19 protein-coding genes, 1 pseudogene and 1 other annotated feature are annotated in these 18,637 nt (G+C 38.9%); of the genes and pseudogenes, 10 read left to right on the top strand and 10 right to left on the bottom strand.

The features are described from left to right. The first annotated feature begins 164 nt into the window (after positions 1-164). The 3 genes from F991_RS09345 to F991_RS09355 all read left to right on the top strand — a co-directional run bounded on the left by F991_RS09345 (position 165) and on the right by F991_RS09355 (position 1,828). Positions 165-377, top strand: coding sequence for a cold-shock protein (locus tag F991_RS09345; protein WP_004670777.1), 213 nt, complete (start codon positions 165-167; stop codon positions 375-377). Between the two features lie 244 nt (positions 378-621). Next, a complete protein-coding gene (locus F991_RS09350; protein WP_004670779.1) occupies positions 622-1,056 on the top strand; it encodes an I78 family peptidase inhibitor in 435 nt (144 codons plus the stop codon). Between the two features lie 205 nt (positions 1,057-1,261). After that, positions 1,262-1,828 (top strand): FxsA family protein, encoded by a 567-nt coding sequence (locus F991_RS09355; RefSeq protein WP_004670781.1) that lies wholly within the window; start codon positions 1,262-1,264, stop codon positions 1,826-1,828. A gap of 47 nt (positions 1,829-1,875) precedes the next feature. Here the strand turns inward: F991_RS09355 and F991_RS09360 are convergent, their stop codons facing one another. Then, the gene (locus tag F991_RS09360; protein WP_004670783.1) at positions 1,876-2,058 is read right to left on the bottom strand and encodes a hypothetical protein; all 183 of its coding nucleotides are present in this window, start codon (positions 2,056-2,058) and stop codon (positions 1,876-1,878) included. Positions 2,059-2,303: 245 nt separating this feature from the next. Between F991_RS09360 and F991_RS09365 the strand changes: the two genes are divergently transcribed. Further along, entirely contained in the window at positions 2,304-2,558 is a 255-nt protein-coding gene (locus F991_RS09365) for a hypothetical protein (RefSeq protein WP_004670785.1), read from the top strand. A gap of 83 nt (positions 2,559-2,641) precedes the next feature. Here the strand turns inward: F991_RS09365 and metK are convergent, their stop codons facing one another. Continuing rightward, complete coding sequence (gene metK / locus F991_RS09370; protein ID WP_004670787.1) at positions 2,642-3,808, bottom strand: methionine adenosyltransferase; 1,167 nt, start codon at positions 3,806-3,808, stop codon at positions 2,642-2,644. Between the two features lie 383 nt (positions 3,809-4,191). Between metK and tkt the strand changes: the two genes are divergently transcribed. From tkt to F991_RS09385, 3 genes are all read left to right on the top strand, one after another. Then, complete coding sequence (gene tkt, locus F991_RS09375) at positions 4,192-6,180, top strand: transketolase (RefSeq protein ID WP_004670789.1); 1,989 nt, start codon at positions 4,192-4,194, stop codon at positions 6,178-6,180. Positions 6,181-6,255: 75 nt separating this feature from the next. Further along, positions 6,256-6,789: a DUF3916 domain-containing protein gene (locus tag F991_RS09380; protein ID WP_004670791.1), complete on the top strand. Its 534-nt coding sequence runs from the start codon at positions 6,256-6,258 to the stop codon at positions 6,787-6,789. Positions 6,790-6,805: 16 nt separating this feature from the next. Next, on the top strand, positions 6,806-7,117 hold the full coding sequence (locus F991_RS09385; protein WP_004670793.1) for a hypothetical protein: 312 nt from the start codon (positions 6,806-6,808) through the stop codon (positions 7,115-7,117). Between the two features lie 36 nt (positions 7,118-7,153). Here F991_RS09385 and F991_RS09390 read toward each other — a convergent pair. Next, positions 7,154-8,373, bottom strand: a protein-coding gene (locus tag F991_RS09390) for an IS3 family transposase (protein WP_155757146.1) whose coding sequence is annotated in 2 segments (ribosomal slippage) — positions 7,154-8,097 and positions 8,097-8,373 — 1,221 coding nt in all. Because the reading frame shifts where the segments join, the coding sequence is not laid out codon by codon here. Continuing rightward, positions 7,982-8,098: a sequence feature (AL1L pseudoknot), on the bottom strand. It overlaps the preceding gene by 117 nt. Positions 8,374-8,426: 53 nt before the next feature. Between F991_RS09390 and F991_RS17840 the strand changes: the two are divergent. Beyond that, positions 8,427-8,615, top strand: a pseudogene (locus tag F991_RS17840) (hypothetical protein); the annotation flags it as partial. Positions 8,616-8,624: 9 nt separating this feature from the next. Here F991_RS17840 and F991_RS09400 read toward each other — a convergent pair. Together F991_RS09400 and F991_RS09405 are read right to left on the bottom strand one after the other, a co-directional pair. Then, complete coding sequence (locus F991_RS09400) at positions 8,625-9,035, bottom strand: OsmC family protein (protein ID WP_004670799.1); 411 nt, start codon at positions 9,033-9,035, stop codon at positions 8,625-8,627. 100 nt (positions 9,036-9,135) lie between these two features. Next, on the bottom strand, positions 9,136-10,227 hold the full coding sequence (locus tag F991_RS09405) for an AOC03_06830 family ribosome hibernation factor (RefSeq protein ID WP_004670803.1): 1,092 nt from the start codon (positions 10,225-10,227) through the stop codon (positions 9,136-9,138). Between the two features lie 265 nt (positions 10,228-10,492). Between F991_RS09405 and F991_RS09410 the strand changes: the two genes are divergently transcribed. Continuing rightward, positions 10,493-11,074: a YceI family protein gene (locus F991_RS09410; protein ID WP_004670804.1), complete on the top strand. Its 582-nt coding sequence runs from the start codon at positions 10,493-10,495 to the stop codon at positions 11,072-11,074. Between the two features lie 84 nt (positions 11,075-11,158). Here the strand turns inward: F991_RS09410 and F991_RS09415 are convergent, their stop codons facing one another. Beyond that, complete coding sequence (locus tag F991_RS09415; protein WP_034595626.1) at positions 11,159-11,692, bottom strand: lecithin retinol acyltransferase family protein; 534 nt, start codon at positions 11,690-11,692, stop codon at positions 11,159-11,161. 174 nt (positions 11,693-11,866) lie between these two features. Between F991_RS09415 and F991_RS09420 the strand changes: the two genes are divergently transcribed. Further along, the gene (locus F991_RS09420) at positions 11,867-12,601 is read left to right on the top strand and encodes a phosphodiester glycosidase family protein (RefSeq protein WP_004670808.1); all 735 of its coding nucleotides are present in this window, start codon (positions 11,867-11,869) and stop codon (positions 12,599-12,601) included. A gap of 41 nt (positions 12,602-12,642) precedes the next feature. Here F991_RS09420 and F991_RS09425 read toward each other — a convergent pair whose 3' ends face one another. The 4 genes from F991_RS09425 to putA form a co-directional block, all read right to left on the bottom strand. Continuing rightward, positions 12,643-12,870, bottom strand: coding sequence for a hypothetical protein (locus F991_RS09425; RefSeq protein WP_004670810.1), 228 nt, complete (start codon positions 12,868-12,870; stop codon positions 12,643-12,645). Between the two features lie 248 nt (positions 12,871-13,118). Then, positions 13,119-14,204, bottom strand: a complete 1,086-nt coding sequence (gene trmA, locus F991_RS09430) for a tRNA (uridine(54)-C5)-methyltransferase TrmA (RefSeq protein ID WP_004670811.1) — start codon at positions 14,202-14,204, stop codon at positions 13,119-13,121. 92 nt (positions 14,205-14,296) lie between these two features. Further along, positions 14,297-14,770: a GrpB family protein gene (locus tag F991_RS09435; RefSeq protein WP_004670813.1), complete on the bottom strand. Its 474-nt coding sequence runs from the start codon at positions 14,768-14,770 to the stop codon at positions 14,297-14,299. Positions 14,771-14,870: 100 nt separating this feature from the next. Further along, entirely contained in the window at positions 14,871-18,635 is a 3,765-nt protein-coding gene (gene putA / locus F991_RS09440) for a trifunctional transcriptional regulator/proline dehydrogenase/L-glutamate gamma-semialdehyde dehydrogenase (RefSeq protein ID WP_004670815.1), read from the bottom strand. Between the last annotated feature and the right edge of the window lie 2 nt (positions 18,636-18,637).

An 18,637-nucleotide genomic window follows, 5' to 3' on the forward strand; every position in this document is an offset into this window, starting at 1 on the left:
ATAGTTAAAAACAACTAGAAGAATAATACTGTTGATTCAGCAAATCTTTTCATTTCGTAGTTTAACCAAACCTTTCGTTTTATCAGATTTAGTTTCATAGTTTATTATTTCAAGTTAATTGCGATTAAGCATCTTAAGTTTTTTTGAAAAAATAGGTTAAATATATGTCTAATACTGTGACTGGTACGGTTAAGTGGTTCAACGAAACTAAAGGTTTCGGATTTATTCATGCTGACTCTGGACAAGATGTTTTTGCTCATTTTAGCGAAATCCAAAGCGACGGTTTTAAAGTTCTACACGAAGGCCAACGCGTGTCATTTACCATTGCTGATGGTAAAAAAGGCCCTCAAGCAACAGGTATTACGGTAGTTTCTTAAAACCAATCGTATGACTTGAAAAAAAAGCTCACTTGGTGAGCTTTTTTGTTTTTTGGCTTTTACTTTTTTAGAAAATAGGGTGCATTGAATGAGAAAATGTTAGTCTCTACAAGTGGTATGGTAAACGCGAACAATGCTTACATTTTCTAATCAGTTGGTATTTATGAAGCACTTTTGTTTCAAATCATAGACATAAAATATAAATTTTTTTGTTATCTTATTTTTTTTGCAAGAAAACAAACATATGAAAAACTTTTTCTTTTTAGGTTTAATCCTGACCTCGCTGGCAGCTTGTTCTTCAACACCAAATCAAGAACTTACGCCACCAAAAATTGGTATGGCAAATCCTGCAAGCAAATTCTGCGTTGATCAGGGCGGTCAGTTAGAAATTCGAAATGAGGCAAATGGTCAGGTTGGTTACTGTAAGTTACCGAATGGTCAAGTCGTTGAGGAATGGGAGTTGTTCCGTTCGAGTCAACCTAAGTGTTTAGCAGATGAAGCACAGAAACTCATTGGTCAATCTGGGTTGAGCGAAGACCAAATCAAACAAAAAACAAAATCTGAAATCGTGCGTAGTATTGGTCCGAATCAGCCTGTAACGATGGATTATCGTGAAAACCGAGTGACGGTCACAGTTGATCCAAAATCTAAAAAGATTACGAATGCTACCTGTGGTTAATTATTAAAAGAAACTGTAGCGCTCAATTAAACTGGCTTTAATTGAGTGCTTTTTTATATAACTTGCTCTCTCAAGCCTTGATAATTCAAAAAACGCACCCATCATTTTATTTAGCATGATTTTTTATTTGCTGTGTAAGCTTTACTTTTATACACTCTGTGCTGCACATTTTTTCAATTTTTTCTGAGATAGACGAAGCTTTGACATGAATCTACTTCTTATCGTGGTATTTGGCACAATTGCTGAAGTTTTAGTATGGATCGGCGTGGGCGACCTTGTAGGGAGTATGTGGTACGTATTCTTTTGGTTCATCTTCGCATTCTTTATTGGTCTAAATCTTGTTCGTTCAAGTACATCAAGTATCATGCCGCAATTGCAGCAGATGCAAATGACGGGGCAGCTTGGTGGTGATCCAGCCGTAACTAAAAAACTGGCACTTGCGATGTCTGGTTTTCTATTGATGATTCCGGGTTTAATCTCAGACGTGCTTGCAATCCTCGTATTGATCCCTGCTGTTCAAACTGCGCTTCGTAATGCCTTGATGAAAACCATGGCAAAACGTCAACAAGCGATGATGGAGCAAATGATGGGTGGTATGGGAGCTGGCGGTGCCGCTGGACAAAATCCTTTCGCTGATATGATGCGTCAAATGCAAGAGATGCAGAACCAGCAACAGGGTGGTGGTCAGTATCGTGATTCTACAATCATTGATGGTGAAGCACGTGAAGTAGAGCCAAATCAGAAGAAAATTGAGTTTAAAGATGTAAATTAATCATGACACAATGAATTAAAAAACACGCTTCTTTAAAGCGTGTTTTTTTATGCATCTTGTTCAGATGTCTGATCAGGTTTTTGGTCAACTTGGGTTTGCTTATCTTTCTCTTTATTTGGTGGTTGATATTCGCTCGGCGGGAGTATCGTTATCTCATTTTCTGAGTTTTTATATTTGCGGCTACGGTTGGCTCGTTCACGAAATCCACCTTTATTAATCAATTGGGTCATGATGATATTTCTGAGATTGTTAAAACACTATTCTAACAAATTATATAAAAAGTTCGTAATTAGCGTGTTATTGACGTGACTGGGGTGTTCTTAGAAATGCATTAAGCTGTCATAAAGTTGTGTTACTTTTAAAGTATTGGTTCGAAAACAAGATTGTATTCTGATTTTTTTTCTCATAGGATAAAAGTATGACGGTTTGATCGTTGTGCTAAGAAAATAAAAAAGAATAAATGGAGGAGTGAATGATGTTATCTCAATATCATTGTGCATGTTGCGACAAGGTTGTTGCATCAACAGATAAATCGTGCCCTTATTGTGGCTCTCAACATATTCGCAGCCCTTATGGTTTATGGATGTTGTGCGTTGCAGCTTGTTTTGTGGTTGTGGTGATCGTCAAAGTTGTACATATTTATTTACAGCAACATCATGAAGATCAAGCAATGCAAAAAAATTCATTGTTTGAAATATTTAAGCACGAGAGTGTAAATCCTAAAAAATAGATAGAAATTTGCTGTGGAATTAAAAAAGCTCACAGTGTTGTCACTGTGAGCTTTGGGTATGAGATCGGATTGTAGCGGAGGGATTATAATCCAGCAGCATCCTTCAAGATCTCAACCTTATCTGTTTTTTCCCAAGTAAATGCAGTATCCGAACCTTCGCGACCAAAGTGTCCGTAAGCTGCAGTCTGCTTGTACATCGGTTGAATCAAATTCAACATACGTGTAATGCCATATGGGCGTAGGTCAAAGTGTTCACGAACAAGTTGAATAATCAACTCTTCGGATACTTTGGCTGTGTTAAATGTATTGATCGAAATTGAAGTTGGCTCAGCAACACCAATTGCGTAGCTGACTTGAATTTCACATTTGTCTGCTAAACCTGCAGCAACAATATTTTTAGCGACATAACGACCTGCATAAGCAGCAGAACGGTCCACTTTAGATGGATCTTTACCCGAGAAAGCACCACCGCCGTGACGAGCCATACCGCCGTATGTATCTACGATAATTTTACGACCTGTCAAACCACAGTCACCGACTGGACCGCCAATCACAAACATACCTGTTGGATTGATGTGGAATTTAGTACCTGCATGGAACATTTCAGCAGGAATGATCGGTTTGACGATTTCTTCAATTACAGCTTCTTTGAGTTGAATTTGAGAAATCTCAGGATCATGTTGGGTCGATAATACAACTGCATCTAAGCGAACTGGCATGCCATTTTCATAGGCAAACGTTACTTGGCTTTTTGCATCTGGACGTAACCAAGGCAAAGCACCTGAGCGACGTAACTCAGCTTGGCGTTCCATTAAGCGGTGCGCATAAGAAATAGGGGCAGGCATAAGCACATCAGTTTCACGGCTGGCGTAACCAAACATTAAACCTTGGTCGCCTGCACCTTGATCTTCTGGTTTTTGGCGGTCAACACCTTGCGCAATTTCAGGTGATTGCTTGCCGATCATATTGATGACCGCACAAGTTGATCCATCAAAACCTAAATCAGAGTGATGATAGCCAATACTATTTACGGTTTGACGTACAATCGCTTCAAAGTCGACATTGGCTGTCGTTGTGATTTCACCAGCAAGAACAACGACACCTGTTTTTACTAATGTTTCACAAGCGACACGCGCATACGGGTCTTCTTTGATGATTGCATCTAAAATCGCATCACTAATTTGGTCAGCCATTTTGTCTGGATGACCTTCGCTTACAGATTCTGAAGTAAAAACAGCATACTCGCGCATGAACGTCCTATCACTGGTATTTTCAAAAAGACAGAGTATGTTACATCGACTTAGCTTATAGGACTAGCACAAGCTGACTAAAAAGCATGAATTTATTTCATTTTCACCGTGTTTTTATTGATATGTGTATCAACAAAACTAATATACGAGCTCCTTCGCTCTAGAATTTCAGTTGGACTATTCTTCCATTTTGAAGATGATGGTTTTATTTTCTGCTTAAGGCATGAACATTTGTACTTATAATGCGAGATGAACGAATGAAAAATAAGAAATATCGTGTATTAGGCTTTACCCCATGTCGTTTTTTTAAGACAATAGTCACATCTTTTGAAAGGTGATTTCTCATCTTCTCTCATCTAATTGATTTAATCGGATTCTGACTTATGACAACCCCTTTAAATGAACGTCGTATTGCAAATGCAATTCGTGTCTTGGCTATGGATGCTGTGCAACAAGCAAACTCAGGGCATCCTGGTGCTCCAATGGGGATGGCAGATATCGCTGATGTAGTTTGGCGTGAATTTTTGAATCATAATCCAACAAACCCACAATGGGCGAACCGCGACCGCTTTGTATTGTCAAATGGCCATGGCTCTATGTTGCAATATGCTTTGTTGCATTTGACTGGTTATGAATTATCGATTGAAGATTTAAAACAATTCCGTCAATTACATTCTAAAACACCAGGCCATCCAGAATTGGGTTATGCACCTGGAATCGAAACAACAACTGGTCCATTAGGTCAGGGTATTGCGAACGCTGTTGGATTTGCCTTAGCGGAAAGAACATTAGCTGCACAGTTCAACAAAGACGATTTAAATGTTGTTGATCACTTCACTTATTGTTTCCTTGGTGATGGTTGCTTGATGGAAGGTATTTCCCATGAAGTATGTTCACTTGCTGGTACTTTAGGTTTAGGCAAACTTGTTGTTTACTATGATGACAACGGTATCTCGATTGATGGTGAAGTTGAAGGTTGGTTCAGTGATGACACAGAACAGCGTTTTAATGCATATGGCTGGCAAGTACTTCGTGTAGACGGTCATGATGCTGCTGCGATTCGTCAAGCGACGATTGACGCAAAAGCTGAAACAAATAAACCAACGATTATTATTTGTAAAACGATTATTGGTCTAGGTTCACCAAATAAACAAGGCAAAGAAGATTGCCACGGTGCGCCACTTGGTAAAGACGAAATCGTTTTAACGCGTGAAGCTTTAGGCTGGAAAGAAGACGCATTTGTAATCCCAGAAGATGTGTATGCAGCTTGGGATGCAAAAGCCAAAGGTCAAAGCTCTGAATCAGCTTGGAACGAATTATTTGCCCAATACCAAGCAAAATATCCGACTGAAGCGGCTGAGTTATTACGTCGTATGAATGGTGATTTACCTGCTGAATTTGCTGCACAAGCAGATGCATTTATTGCTGAAACTAATGCTAAAGCAGAAACCATTGCAACACGTAAAGCAAGCCAAAACACTTTACAAGCATTCGGTCCATTACTTCCTGAATTATTAGGTGGTTCTGCTGACTTAGCTGGTTCAAACTTAACACTTTGGAAAGGTTGCCAAGGCGTACAAGAAAACCCAGCGGGTAACTATGTGTACTATGGTGTACGTGAGTTTGGTATGACTGCCATCGCGAATGGTGTGGCTTTACACGGTGGCTTTGTTCCTTACGTTGCTACATTCTTGATGTTCATGGAATATGCACGTAATGCAGTACGTATGTCTGCATTGATGAAACAACGTGTGATTCATGTATATACGCATGACTCAATTGGTTTAGGTGAAGATGGTCCTACACATCAACCTGTAGAGCAAATTGCATCTTTGCGTGGTACACCAAACTTAAATACTTGGCGTCCATGTGACACCGTTGAAGCAGCGATTTCTTGGAAATCTGCGCTTGAGCGTAAAGATGGTCCGACAGCGTTAATTTTCTCTCGTCAAAACTTACCATTCCAAGCGCGTAATGAAGCTCAAATTCAAAACGCTGCTAAAGGTGGTTATGTGCTTGCTGAAGAAAAAGGTGAGTTAAAGGCAATCATCATCGCAACGGGTTCTGAAGTTTCATTGGCAATGGAAGCTTATGCACAACTTGAAGGTGTACGTGTCGTTTCTATGCCGTGTGCTGAAGAGTTTATGAAGCAAGATGCTGCTTACCGTGAAGCGGTATTACCTGCGCATATCCGCGCTCGTGTTGCTGTTGAAGCGACTCATGTCGACTACTGGTGGAAATTTGTTGGCTTAGACGGCAAAGTGATCGGTATGACCACTTATGGTGAATCTGCTCCAGCAAAAGACTTGTTCCAATTCTTTGGTATTACCACTGAAGCGGTTATTGCTGCGGTTAAAGAACTGACTGCTTAATAATTTAAGTGGTATTAAAAAGCGTTCCATTTGGAACGCTTTTTTTGGTCTTTTTGAACTGGAATCAGAAAAGAAGTGAGAAGATTTACTTTATCGAATAAGAAAGAACGAGGAATTCCAAGAAAATTAAGAAATCTTAGAGATTGGAGTGAAAGTTTTAAAAACTATTTTCCTGATTTAACTGAATATGATGATCGGTATTATAATTGGAAAATACCTGTTCCTTTAAATATGGTTGAGGGTAACCATGTACAACAATCAATCAAGGCAGAATGTGCTCAATATCTTATTAATGCATGTCAATATTTAATTGAAGCAAAACCACATGGGCTGAAATTCTGTAAGGTGGTATGTCGAATTGAACAACCACAAATGTTTTCTAGTGAAATTTGTTTGTATCTAGATGAAGAGTATTTTAATGCTCATACTTTATCCGCGGAGTTTTATGATTTGCGGTATATTCTAGCAGAGGAGCTAAGTTTGGCTACTAGTTGGAATTTGCAAATTCCTAAGAGTATGTGTGAACGAGGAATAAAGGTTCGCTATATCGATCCAGAAGATGAGGTAGATAATTATATTGCTGATCAGTGGTTTTATATTGAGAATTAAAAATGAGAGGGTAAGGATGAGTGAAGATTTTAATATTCGTTATTTTAATAAAATATTAAATAATATCAAGCATGTATATTTTGAAAGCTTGGATAATAAGAAAAGATTTTGGCGATATGCGGAATATGATTTCTTATATCGAGTATTGCGAGAAAGTTCAGAAATTAAAAATGATAATCAAAATATTGATAATTATGACTGTAAAATACAGTCCTATTTTGATGGGGCTATTCAAGCTCGGCTTAAATATGGTCAAGCACAGAATTTGGTAAATTTAAAAGGAAAAATATTGTTATTTGATGTGCACTCGACAATGTTTGACAGGTGAACCGTACCGGGTTTGTCGGAGACTTTTTTATTTAAGTTAAGCCACCTGACCTAACGGGTTAATCTTATCATAGTACATTGCTTCAAACTCAAAAGGCGACACATAACCCAGTGCACTGTGTACACGCTTTTTATTGAACCAATCTACCCAGTTTAGTGTCGCAAGTTGTACATCTGCTAAACCTTGCCAATCTGCTTTTAAATATTCAATCACCTCTGTTTTGTATAAGCCATTCACCGTTTCAGCCAAAGCATTATCGTATGAATCACCAGTCGTACCGACTGATGCTCGTAAATTTGCTGCTTCTAAACGATTGGTATAGCGGATGGAAAGATATTGCACACCTCTATCGGAATGATGGATCACGCTCTTTGGCATGCCTCGATCATGCAATGCTTGCTCCAATGCATCGAGCACCATATCTGTATTCATTCGTGTAGATACTTTCCATCCAACAATGGCTCGTGAGAACACATCAATAATAAAGGCGGTATACACCCAGCCTGAATTGGTTCGAATATACGTGAAGTCAGCGACCCACAGTTGGTCAGGATGATCAGCAGTAAAATTGCGTTTCACCAAGTCAGGTGCACGTTTTTGATCATCTCGGCTACGAGTAGTTTGTTTATTCTTACCACGCCAAACACCTTGTATGCCTAGATTTTGCATCAATCGAGCAACCGTACAGCGTGCAACAATATAGCCTTCACGTTTCAATTGTTGCCAGACTTTACGTACACCATATCGACCCGAACTTTCTTTCCAAATTCGTTTAATTTGTTCAGCATGATGCACGTCATGTAAATCGCGTTTTGAGCGCTTTTCTGGGTTCTCGGTCAGATCCAGCTGTCGGTAATAGGTCGATGGTGCAATCGGTAAAATTTTACAGATTGCCTCAACACCATATAGGTCTTTATTGTTATGGATGAAATCCACCATTATTTGTGTAGGCGGTCGAGCTCCGCCTGGGCGAAAAAAGCGGCTGCTTTACGTAGAATTTCGTTAGCGCGTTGCAGTTCTTTATTTTCACGTTCCAGTTGTTTTATACGTTCTTGATCTGAAAGATGCTGTACTTTAACTGGATTTTGTTGATCCAAATATTTTTGATGCCAAACACGCAGTGTTTCAGGGGTACAACCTATCTTGGGAGCAATAGCAGTGATTGCAGCCCAAGTAGAAGGATAATCTTTTTCAGATTCAATTAGTAATTGAACCGCTCTTTCTCTAATTTCGGGGGTATAGGTTGGTTTTTTCATCGGAATAGTCTCTCAGAATATTGAGTCTCCGACAAACCCGGTACGGTTCAAGCCTTGGTGAGAAAGAAACAAATGGATTTATAGATAGCTGTGATACACCACCACCAGAATTTTGGATTGATTTTGATGGAAAAGTTTTATATTCATTCGTTCCCAACGAGCTCATAGAAATTGTAAATCCAGCAATTGATATTTCTATGAGTGGTTCATTGGAGTGGTATAGGGGATCAATTGAAATTTAGTAAGTGTACTTATTCTATATTTAATTCCGTCTGAATCGCAATATTAGAAGTTAATAGCTTGTGAACAGGGCAGCTTTCTGCAACTTTTAATAAACGTTTATGCTGGTCTTCGGTAAATTCACCTGTTAATACGATTTTTCGTTCAATATTATTTTGACCTGCTTCAGGTTTGCCATTTGGATTTAAAGCCAAGTCGACTTGAACGTGAGTAAGCACAATACTTTTATGTTTTGCATACATCTCTAAGGTAATGGTTGTACAAGCGCCTAAAGCGGAAAGTAAGATTTGAATTGGGTTTGGTGCAGAATCTTGACCACCTTGATCTGCGGGTTCATCTGCATACCAGTGATGACCAGAGGAATCTGTGAGCGTGACACGGTAGGGCGTTGCGGTGCTTTGGGCTTGAACGGAGTGAGTCATACTTTACCTTGTTATCTACTTGATGATTTTTAGCTGCGTTAATAAATTCTAGCTTGAAAAAAAATAAGAGCAACAATGCTCTTATTTTTAGCTCATTAAATCAATAGCGGACTTTGGCTAATAAATTGATATTCTCATCTAAAAATTCGCCACTTAGGAAGTTAGCTTTACCACCATGTTGAATCACAATAGATAAAACATCATCTACAATATCATCAGTATTGGTGGTATCAGAATTAAGTTCAACATTTGAGGTTTCCTCATCAATTGTTGCTGGTTGAATGTAACCCTTACGGATAAAGATCTGATCAACACGACCTTCTTTGGCGGCACGATAAATCGAGGAGAGATCTTCTATTAATAGATTTTGACTTTTCGCCTGACTTATTTCAGCTTGTGATGCTTGTTGAAGCTTTGTTCGATATAAATTAACTTTATCCTGAGCATCATCAATCAATAGGCGAGCTTCGGATTCTAAATTGGTACTATTGGTCACAGTTGCAAAGATGGCACTTGGATTATCACAAACTTGTTGATAGAAAGAGACGATCCGTTCGTCACCGAAGACAAGAATAGGCAAAGGATTTTGCTTATAAACTTCTTGGACACTTTTATCGACACGGTTTAAAAACTCTTTTATATAATTTTCCTCTTTTATCGCATTTGAGCGGTCATCAGAGTTGGTTGTATAAAGATGCGTGTTTTCAATTGGAAAATTTAAACCTTGTAATTCATCTTCTTGATTAAGCTCTCGTACTAATTGGTCGTTGAAGACTTCCAATAAACGTCCTTGGTTTCTTGAAACAACCACTAAATAATAGTGCACAGCATTATTTAGTTCACGAAGAATATCTCGTGTTGAAAAATGCTGATCAATGATAACTCTTGGCTTAACTTTAAAAGGGAAATTTAGAATTTGTGTATCTTCAGCGGTCGCGAAAATAGCCAAAGTATCCAAGTTGTAGTTATGATTGTGATCGGCAAGTTTTTGCTCGATTTGTTGAACCAGTGTTTGCGCTTCACGTTTGTCATGATTTTCAGATAATCGTGTCTCCAACTCTTTCATTGCATTCTTTAAAGCAATCGCGTCTTGTTGATTGTCAGGAAAGGTTCGGTGGGTTGGAACAAAAATGCTGATAGCAGGTTGTGCTTGCGTTATGTTTAATTGATCAAATATTTTTTGTAAATTCATGCCACTTCCTCTAAATGAAAATATAAATTTTTTTAAAGTTGATTAATTTTTATAACATTGTTTTTTAAAAACTAAGGTTAAAAATTGATAAGTTTTGTACAGACTAAATTTAATCTAGTTGTCATTAAGATGCGTTCTAAGTAATCGCGTTATTTTATTAAGGCTCTTCGTTGCAAAAACAAAACACTGTGTCATAAATCCTCACACTCTATTGTTGTCGTTTTCTAATACAATTTACTAAATTTAAAAATGAATTGAGGAATACATGAAAAACTTAAAGGCTTTATCATTCGGTGTATGTTTGGTGCTAGGTTCAACATTGGCTCAAGCAAAAGTTGTTGACTATAAAATTGATCCTACGCATACCGCAACAGTATTTAGTTGGAATCACTTTGGTTTTTCTACACCAAGCGCTAACTTTACTGACATTCAAGGTGTTATTAAAGTAGATGAAGCAAAACCAGCAAATTCATCAGTAAATGTGACCATTCCTGTAAGTAGCGTAAATTCAAATGTTGTTGCGCTTGATAAAGAGTTTCAAGAAGAAGCTTGGTTTAATGCTGCAAAATATCCAAACATTACTTTCAAAAGTACTAAAGTGGAAACAAAAGATAAGAAGCATTTTAAAATCACAGGTGATTTGACCGTGAAAGGTGTAACTAAACCTGTTGTGTTAGATGCAGTGTTGAACAAACAAGGTGAGCATCCAATGGCAAAAGTTCCAGCGATTGGTTTCAATGCAACAACTTCATTTGATCGTTCTGCTTTTGGTATCGGAAGTTATGTACCAAATGTTGGTGATAAGATCACTGTAAATATTACCACTGAAGCGACTGCTGCGAAGTAATATTTTTAATTATTCAAGATGTTAAAAAACTCACGATGCAACCATCGTGAGTTTTTTATGTAGATATGCTGCTTGCACGTCTAATTATTTCTTTGACTGTTTTTCTTTTAACAATAAATAAGCAGGTGTTGATTTTTTTGCTTGTCGACGCAGCATCATTTTGATGTAGAGCACGATTGCAAAACAGGCTGTTGCGACTGTGAGCATCAGGCTATTCATATAGCTCATCATCGAGCTGACATAACCAATAGTCGCAAGACGACGTTGCATTCGTTCAACTTGCGTGCTTGATTCAATGCCTGTGATAGCCCATGTACATAAATGTTCACAGTTGTTAATAATTAAGTGATAGTGATTTTCATGCATGCGTGAGCGCATCCGACGTACCACAGCTTTGGCTTTATAGCGGGGGGCAGGGTAGTTTCGTATATAAATGACTTTATTCCGTGCGAAACGTTGTAATGAGGTCATTTCGATTGGATGCTTTTTAAAAATATGGGCAAAACCTGAATAATGAATGACTCGCCCACGACCTGCATAAATCCCATGATGACTGTACCCAAAGTGTTTAACAATGAGATGCGCACCGAGTGGGTAATGTGGATGTTTTTGCTGCATACTGATACGAGGCTTTTGCATTTACGCAACTATTCTAATCAAAAAAGGTGGAGCAATCGAGTATATTTATGCACAGATGTAGCAGAATATGTGTCGAGGCTGTATTCACTTTTTGAACGCGATAAGCAGTGCTATAAATATAAACTTTGATTGATAATCATACGCGGAATTTAGATGGGAAAAAGACTTTTGATAGGACTGCTCATTTTCGTTGTGCCCATGGCACATGCAATGCAGCATCAAACGATCGATACGGATCATGTGACTTATGATGTAATCAAGGTAAAGGATCTCAGTCAGCTTGAGCTTTATTTAAAAAATCCTCAAACGAATCGTTATTATCAGAAGTTTTCAAATATTCAACATGAGTTGCCCAAATGCGCACAACTTAACTTTGCAATGAATGCAGGGATGTACCACGCTGATTTTCAGCCAGTGGGGCTTTATGTAGAACAAGGGCAACAGCTTTCTAAGCTCAATCAAGCGAATGGGGTTGGTAATTTCTTTATGCAACCGAATGGTGTGTTGGCTTGGAATCATCAGCAAGCCATAATCAAAACCACACAAGACTATAAACAACAACGATTTAAAGCTTTGTATGCAACACAATCAGGGCCAATGTTGATTTATAATGGAGAAATCAATCGCAAATTTTTAGTCGATTCTAATTCTTTAAAGATAAGAAATGGTGTCGGCGTTAAAAATAATCAGTTGTATTTTGTGATTTCTCGGCAGCGAGTTAGTTTTTATCAATTTGCGCAATTTTTTAAACAACAATTAAAAATAGATCATGCTTTGTATTTGGATGGTTCAATTTCCAGTCTATATTTAGTATCAACCAAACAGCATGATAAAGCGTTTAATTTGGGACCGATTGTAGCGGAAATTGATCGTACTGCATGTAAATAAATCCCTAGTCTCTTTTCTGTAAAGAGACTAGGGTGAGACTTTTATTGAATTGGGGGATTGATCATTTCAAGAAGTTCTTTACGCGTATAACCTCGAGAAATGAGCACTTTTTTGATGCCTTTAACAACATCTTCATCAGTGGCTTTTACTAAAGCATTGAGTAGTTGTTCATCCGATTTACGTGAACAATCATTCTCGACGCAAGCGGTTTGATTTTTGTGTTCATTATACTGTTGTTCAGCAGAGAACAGTTTTTCCCAAAAACTCATAGAGCCTTTCTTATCGAAACTAACATAGCTCGAAATATAACCAATCTAAAATAAAATACAAGCCTAAAGCAGTGATAAAAGCAGCAGTTAGACTCAAATTTTTCCGATGGATATGGATGAGATCAACGAAATTATGACAGCTTAATGACTTGATCTTTATAGAAAACCATATTTTGTTTTTAAATTCAATTAAAAAATAAGGAGTTATTAAACTCCTTATTTTGTAGTGTTACATAGACATAATTTGTTTAAATTTTTTCGAGTAAAACACCTGACTCAACATGGTGAGTAAAAGGGAATTGATCGAACATCGCAAACTTGGTTATTTGATGTGTTTGAGCCAAGGTTTTTAAATTGTCATGTAAGGTATCGGGGTTACATGAGATATAAATAATACGTTCAAAACCTTGTAGTAATTTTAGGGTTTCATAATCAATCCCTGCACGTGGTGGGTCAACGAAAACGGTATCAAAATCATAGCTTTGAATATCAATATTCGCTTCTTGTAAACGTCTAAATTCACGTTCGCCGTGATAGGCTTGGGTGAATTCTTCAGCAGATAAACGTGCGACTTGAATATTTTTAATATGGTTTTGTTCGATATTCCATTGCGCTGCATAAACAGAAGACTTGGCAAGCTCTGTTGCGAGGACACGATTAAACTTCAAAGAAAGTGGTAGGGTGAAGTTGCCGTTGCCACAGTACAGTTCTAAAAGGTCTTTTTGAGCGCCTTCCGCAGCGTTACATGCCCACTCAAGCATACGCTGGCAAACTTGAGCATTTGGTTGAGTAAAGCTACTTTCAATTTGTTTGTATTTAAACGTTCGTCCATGTACCTTGAGTTGCTCAACGACATAGTCATCACCAATAATGACTTTTTGACCGCGACTACGACCCATAATTTTAATATTGAGCTTTTCAGCTAAAACTTTCGCAGCAACTTCCCAATCCGCATCTAATTTACGATGATAAATCAGTGTAACCAACATTTCTCCACTCAATGTTGAGAGAAAGTCAGCTTCAAAAATACGTTGAGATAAAATTGGGGTTGCTTTTAATTCTTGTAGTAATTGTGGCATTAATTCATTAATACTACGATCCGCAATCGGAAAATCATCGACACGAATCACGTCTTTTTGTTTACCGTCTTCAGCACGTTCAAACATGGCATAGAACAAATCGTCTTCTGTATGCCAAAGGCGAAACTCGGCGCGCATACGAAAATGTTGTTCAGGTGATTGAAACACTTCTAAAGCAGGTGGATTGAACGAAGCAAATTGTGTGGTGATTCGTTCAACTTTCTCTTGAAGTTGCTGTTGATAAGATACGGTCATAACAAGCAAAAATACAAAACAAATTTAACTGTGAATGGTATCAAAAAAGCTGTGCGAGGTGCAGGGGAATTCTAACAATCAGTGGTTTACTTTTAATTATTTTGATTAAGTACTTGTTGGATGAAGTTGGCTTTTATCTCGCGGTATTGGTCTTGTGATAAACCGATACATTGCTGCTTTAGTTGATTATATTCCTGAACCAGATGAGATGATTCTCTTAATCTATCTCTGAAAACTAGAAAATTTTGGAATTCCGATCCATTCGTTACAATCTGAAGCGCGACATCATCGTCTAATGACTCCAACATACAAAGATCATGGGTGCGTAACGTATCAAGCTTTTCTCTAAAGTTGAGTCTCTGAAGCTGGTTAATTGTATCTAAGAAATATTTTGCTGGAACTTCAACATAAATGTCTAAATCACCTTTAGAAATTGTATGAGGGATTGCAGATGAACCAATATGCTCGACGATTGCGTAAGGTGTAAGTTGCAATATTTGGACTTTATATTTTTCAAAAAGTTGTTGGCAGCGTTGTTGATATTGATCTGCTGGAAAGAATTGCATCTAAAATTTCTCATTTTTATGAATGGATTTAAGTCTAGCAAAATAATAAAAAACCCGAACCATGTAAACATGATTCGGGCTAGGAGATTGAGGACTAAAACTAGTCTTCAGATAAAGTCATCAAACTTGCATTACCGCCTGCTGCCGCAGTATTTACGCTAATGGCACGTTCGATGACGAGGCGTTCTAGAGGAATCTGTTCATCTACTTGAAGATGAGTGATACCTACGATTGCTCCAGAACGGTTCGCAATTTTATGTTGTAAGGTTTGTAGTTGATCAACTGAACCTTGATGCAATACGGCATCAAAGTGATCTGTTTCAACACGTGCAATGACTTTAATTGCGGCTAACACTTCTTTTGGTAGAGAAGCTTGGTGCTTAGCCCAGAATACGTTGTCTTTCAACACTGCTGCTGAACTACCTACCGCAAAAATTGCGAGAAGCTGTTGTAACTGAGCACGTTCATCATCTGCGATTGAAAGAACACGATGACGAGGTAAGATAATGTATTGATTGCTCTCACCTGTAGGGCCTTGCAATTCGTAGAACTTACCCACACCAAATGCAGGAATTGTTGTAATGGCTTGAGGCATATTTTGATTCGCCCAAGACAACAAGTTTTGGTAAGCAACATTTGATACTGCATCAAAATTTGAGATTTCAGCTTTCATTGCAAATGGCGTTGCCAAAACTTTCTCAGAACAATGCTCCATCAGGCGGTACATATAAAGAGGACCACCAGCTTTTGGACCTGTACCTGATAGACCTTCACCACCAAATGGTTGCACGCCTACGACAGCACCAACGATGTTACGGTTGATGTATAAGTTACCCACTTCAGCACGTTGGATCACGGTATTAATTGTTTCATCAATACGTGTGTGCAGACCCATGGTTAAGCCGTAGCCTTTTGCATTGATACGATCAATTAATTGCTCAAGTTCACCATATTTATAAGTGATGATATGCAATACAGGACCAAAGACTTCACGCTCTAAATCATCGAGGTTCGGTAATTCAATCGCTGTAGGCGGAACAAACGTACCTTGAGCAAGTGCTTGTTGACTAGCAGCATCATTAAACATCAATTGATGAACAGGGTAGCCCTTAGATTTCATCTTTTGGATATGAGTATCAATTGTTTGCTTTGCTTCTTGATCAATCACAGGACCAATGTCAGTTTTCAAGATAGCAGGATGACCGACGATCAACTGTTTCATTGCACCTTTCAGCATTTGGATGACGGTTGCAGCACTATCTTCTTGTACACATAAGATACGAAGTGCAGAACAGCGTTGACCCGCACTGTCAAATGCAGAGCTTACAACATCTAAAACAACTTGCTCAGTAAGTGCAGAAGAATCTACGATCATCGCATTTTGACCACCCGTTTCCGCGATTAACGGAATTGGTTGCCCATTTGCTGATAAACGTTTAGCGACAGTCTTTTGCAAGATTTTTGCAACTTCAGTCGAGCCAGTGAACATGATGCCTTGAATGCGATCATCTTGGCTGAGTTGTGCACCAACTGTTTCACCACGGCCTGGAAGAAGTTGAACGACACCGTGTGGTACGCCAGCTTCCCATAAAATTTGTACGGCTTGAGCTGCGATGAGAGGGGTTTGTTCCGCAGGTTTTGCAATCACACAGTTACCGCTGACCAATGCTGCCGCAATTTGACCAGAGAAAATCGCAAGCGGGAAGTTCCAAGGGCTGATACACAGTACCGTACCCAATGGTTTTACTTGCGCATTTACAGGTAAGTTTTCAATTTGAGTAGCATAGTAACGCAAGAAATCTACAGCTTCACGAACTTCGGCAATCGCATTGGCATAGGTCTTGCCACTTTCACGGCAAAGCAGAACCATAAGCTCTTGGATACGTGCTTCCATCAAATCAGCAGCACGTTTTAAGCATGCAGCACGTTCTACTTTATCTGTTACAGACCAACTTTTTTGTGCTTGTATGGCAGCTTCTAAAGCAAGCTGTACGTCAGCACTCGTCGCTTCATTGACATGACCCACAACTTCACTGTTTTGTGCAGGGTTTGTAATTGCAATCGAATTACCAATGTCGTGAACAGTCGATTCAAACCCAAGTAGTGGTGCACTTTTCCAAACGTGATGACGTAGTTTTTGTGCCGTTGCATCTAAATCTACTAATGGTTGATCGTTGTTTAAATCAAAACCATTCGAGTTTGGACGTAATGGATATAAATCGTGTGGAAGTGGGATCGCAGGGTGTTTTAAACCTAACTGACCTTCTTCTTTTGCCGCAGTTTGGATATCTTTGATTGGAGACTGAATGAGGTCTTCAACTTTTAAAGTTTTGTCTGCAATACGGTTTACGAATGATGTGTTTGCACCATTTTCCAATAAACGACGTACTAGATAAGCCAATAATGTTTCATGGTTACCTACTGGTGCGTAAACACGACATGGGATACCCAGTTTATTGTCTGCTTTTGAACCAACCACTTGCTCATACAATGGCTCACCCATACCGTGTAAGCATTGGAACTCATACTGACCCGGATAATATTTGCTTGGGTCTGCAAGCGTGTAGATCGTTGCAAGTGACTGTGCATTGTGTGTTGCAAACTGAGGATACACTTGCTCAGGTGCAGCCAGTAATTTTTTCGCACAAGCGATGTATGACAAATCCGTGTGAACTTTACGGGTAAACACTGGATAATCAGTCATCCCATCAATTTGCGCTTTCTTGATTTCGCTATCCCAATATGCACCTTTCACCAAACGAATCATTAAACGTTTGTTACTGCGTTTTGCAAGATCAACAATATAATCAACCACGTAGAAACAACGTTTTTGATAAGCCTGAATCACGAAACCAATACCTTTCCAGTCGGCAAGTTTTGGTTCAAAACATAAACGCTCAAGCAATTCGAGTGAGATTTCCAAGCGTTCAGATTCTTCGGCATCGATGTTTAAACCGATGTCGTAGTGTTTTGCTAGACAAGCAAGTTCAAATACTTTGTTGTAAAGTTCATGGTGAACACGGTCGATTTGCGCACGTTGGTAACGAGGGTGTAGTGCAGAAAGCTTGATCGAGATACCCGGACCTTCATAAACACCACGACCATTGGATGCTTTACCAATCGCATGAATTGCTTGAGTGTAATCATCATAATAGCGTTCAGCATCATGATCAGTCAGTGCTGCTTCACCAAGCATATCGTACGAGTAGCGGAAACCTTTGTGTTCTAGTGGCTTAGCATGTTCAAGCGCTTCTTCAATAGTTTCACCAGTGACAAACTGTTCGCCCATCATACGCATGGCAACGTCAACCGCTTTACGGATGATGCCACGTCCACTACGGGCTAGAAGTCCTGTTAACACGCTAGATAAACTGGTTTGTTTCGGCGTTTCCATTAACTTACCCGTTAACATCAAACCCCAAGCAGCAGCATTTACAAACATCAGGTTACTTTGACCGAGATGCTCTTTCCAGTTGCCTTGGTTGATTTTGTCACGGATCAACAAATCACGGGTTGCTGTATCTGGAATACGAAGCAATGCTTCTGCCAAACACATGAGCGCAACACCTTCTTGAGAAGAAAGTGAAAATTCTTGTAGTAAACCTTGAACAATACCTGCTTTACCAGCCGAGCTTTTACGTTCACGTAAATTATGCGCAAGGTTGAAAGCCAGTTCATAAATTTTTTGATCGAGATCAGGAGAGATATTTGCCGCTTCAGCAAGTTCTGCTACTGATTCAGGTTCTGCACGTCGCCAAGCAGTATTAATACTTTGCTCAAACTCACTTTTTTCTTTAAATTCGGTGATATAACCACCTTTGTCGTGAGCCGTGTCCATTTGTGCGTGGGTATCCAATTTATTCATTG

Source organism: Acinetobacter sp. CIP-A165, from assembly GCF_000367985.1.
GTDB lineage: Bacteria > Pseudomonadota > Gammaproteobacteria > Pseudomonadales > Moraxellaceae > Acinetobacter.

Excerpts from the sequence above, each read along its gene's own strand:
- F991_RS09345 (WP_004670777.1), top strand. The coding sequence starts at position 165 with ATGTCTAATACTGTGACTGGTACGGTTAAGTGGTTCAACGAAACTAAA.
- F991_RS09350 (WP_004670779.1), top strand. The coding sequence starts at position 622 with ATGAAAAACTTTTTCTTTTTAGGTTTAATCCTGACCTCGCTGGCAGCT.
- F991_RS09355 (WP_004670781.1), top strand. The coding sequence starts at position 1,262 with ATGAATCTACTTCTTATCGTGGTATTTGGCACAATTGCTGAAGTTTTA.
- F991_RS09360 (WP_004670783.1), bottom strand. The coding sequence starts at position 2,058 with ATGACCCAATTGATTAATAAAGGTGGATTTCGTGAACGAGCCAACCGT.
- F991_RS09365 (WP_004670785.1), top strand. The coding sequence starts at position 2,304 with ATGTTATCTCAATATCATTGTGCATGTTGCGACAAGGTTGTTGCATCA.
- metK (WP_004670787.1), bottom strand. The coding sequence starts at position 3,808 with ATGCGCGAGTATGCTGTTTTTACTTCAGAATCTGTAAGCGAAGGTCAT.
- tkt (WP_004670789.1), top strand. The coding sequence starts at position 4,192 with ATGACAACCCCTTTAAATGAACGTCGTATTGCAAATGCAATTCGTGTC.
- F991_RS09385 (WP_004670793.1), top strand. The coding sequence starts at position 6,806 with ATGAGTGAAGATTTTAATATTCGTTATTTTAATAAAATATTAAATAAT.
- F991_RS09400 (WP_004670799.1), bottom strand. The coding sequence starts at position 9,035 with ATGACTCACTCCGTTCAAGCCCAAAGCACCGCAACGCCCTACCGTGTC.
- F991_RS09405 (WP_004670803.1), bottom strand. The coding sequence starts at position 10,227 with ATGAATTTACAAAAAATATTTGATCAATTAAACATAACGCAAGCACAA.
- F991_RS09410 (WP_004670804.1), top strand. The coding sequence starts at position 10,493 with ATGAAAAACTTAAAGGCTTTATCATTCGGTGTATGTTTGGTGCTAGGT.
- F991_RS09415 (WP_034595626.1), bottom strand. The coding sequence starts at position 11,692 with ATGCAGCAAAAACATCCACATTACCCACTCGGTGCGCATCTCATTGTT.
- F991_RS09420 (WP_004670808.1), top strand. The coding sequence starts at position 11,867 with ATGGGAAAAAGACTTTTGATAGGACTGCTCATTTTCGTTGTGCCCATG.
- F991_RS09425 (WP_004670810.1), bottom strand. The coding sequence starts at position 12,870 with ATGAGTTTTTGGGAAAAACTGTTCTCTGCTGAACAACAGTATAATGAA.
- trmA (WP_004670811.1), bottom strand. The coding sequence starts at position 14,204 with ATGACCGTATCTTATCAACAGCAACTTCAAGAGAAAGTTGAACGAATC.
- F991_RS09435 (WP_004670813.1), bottom strand. The coding sequence starts at position 14,770 with ATGCAATTCTTTCCAGCAGATCAATATCAACAACGCTGCCAACAACTT.
- putA (WP_004670815.1), bottom strand. The coding sequence starts at position 18,635 with ATGAATAAATTGGATACCCACGCACAAATGGACACGGCTCACGACAAA.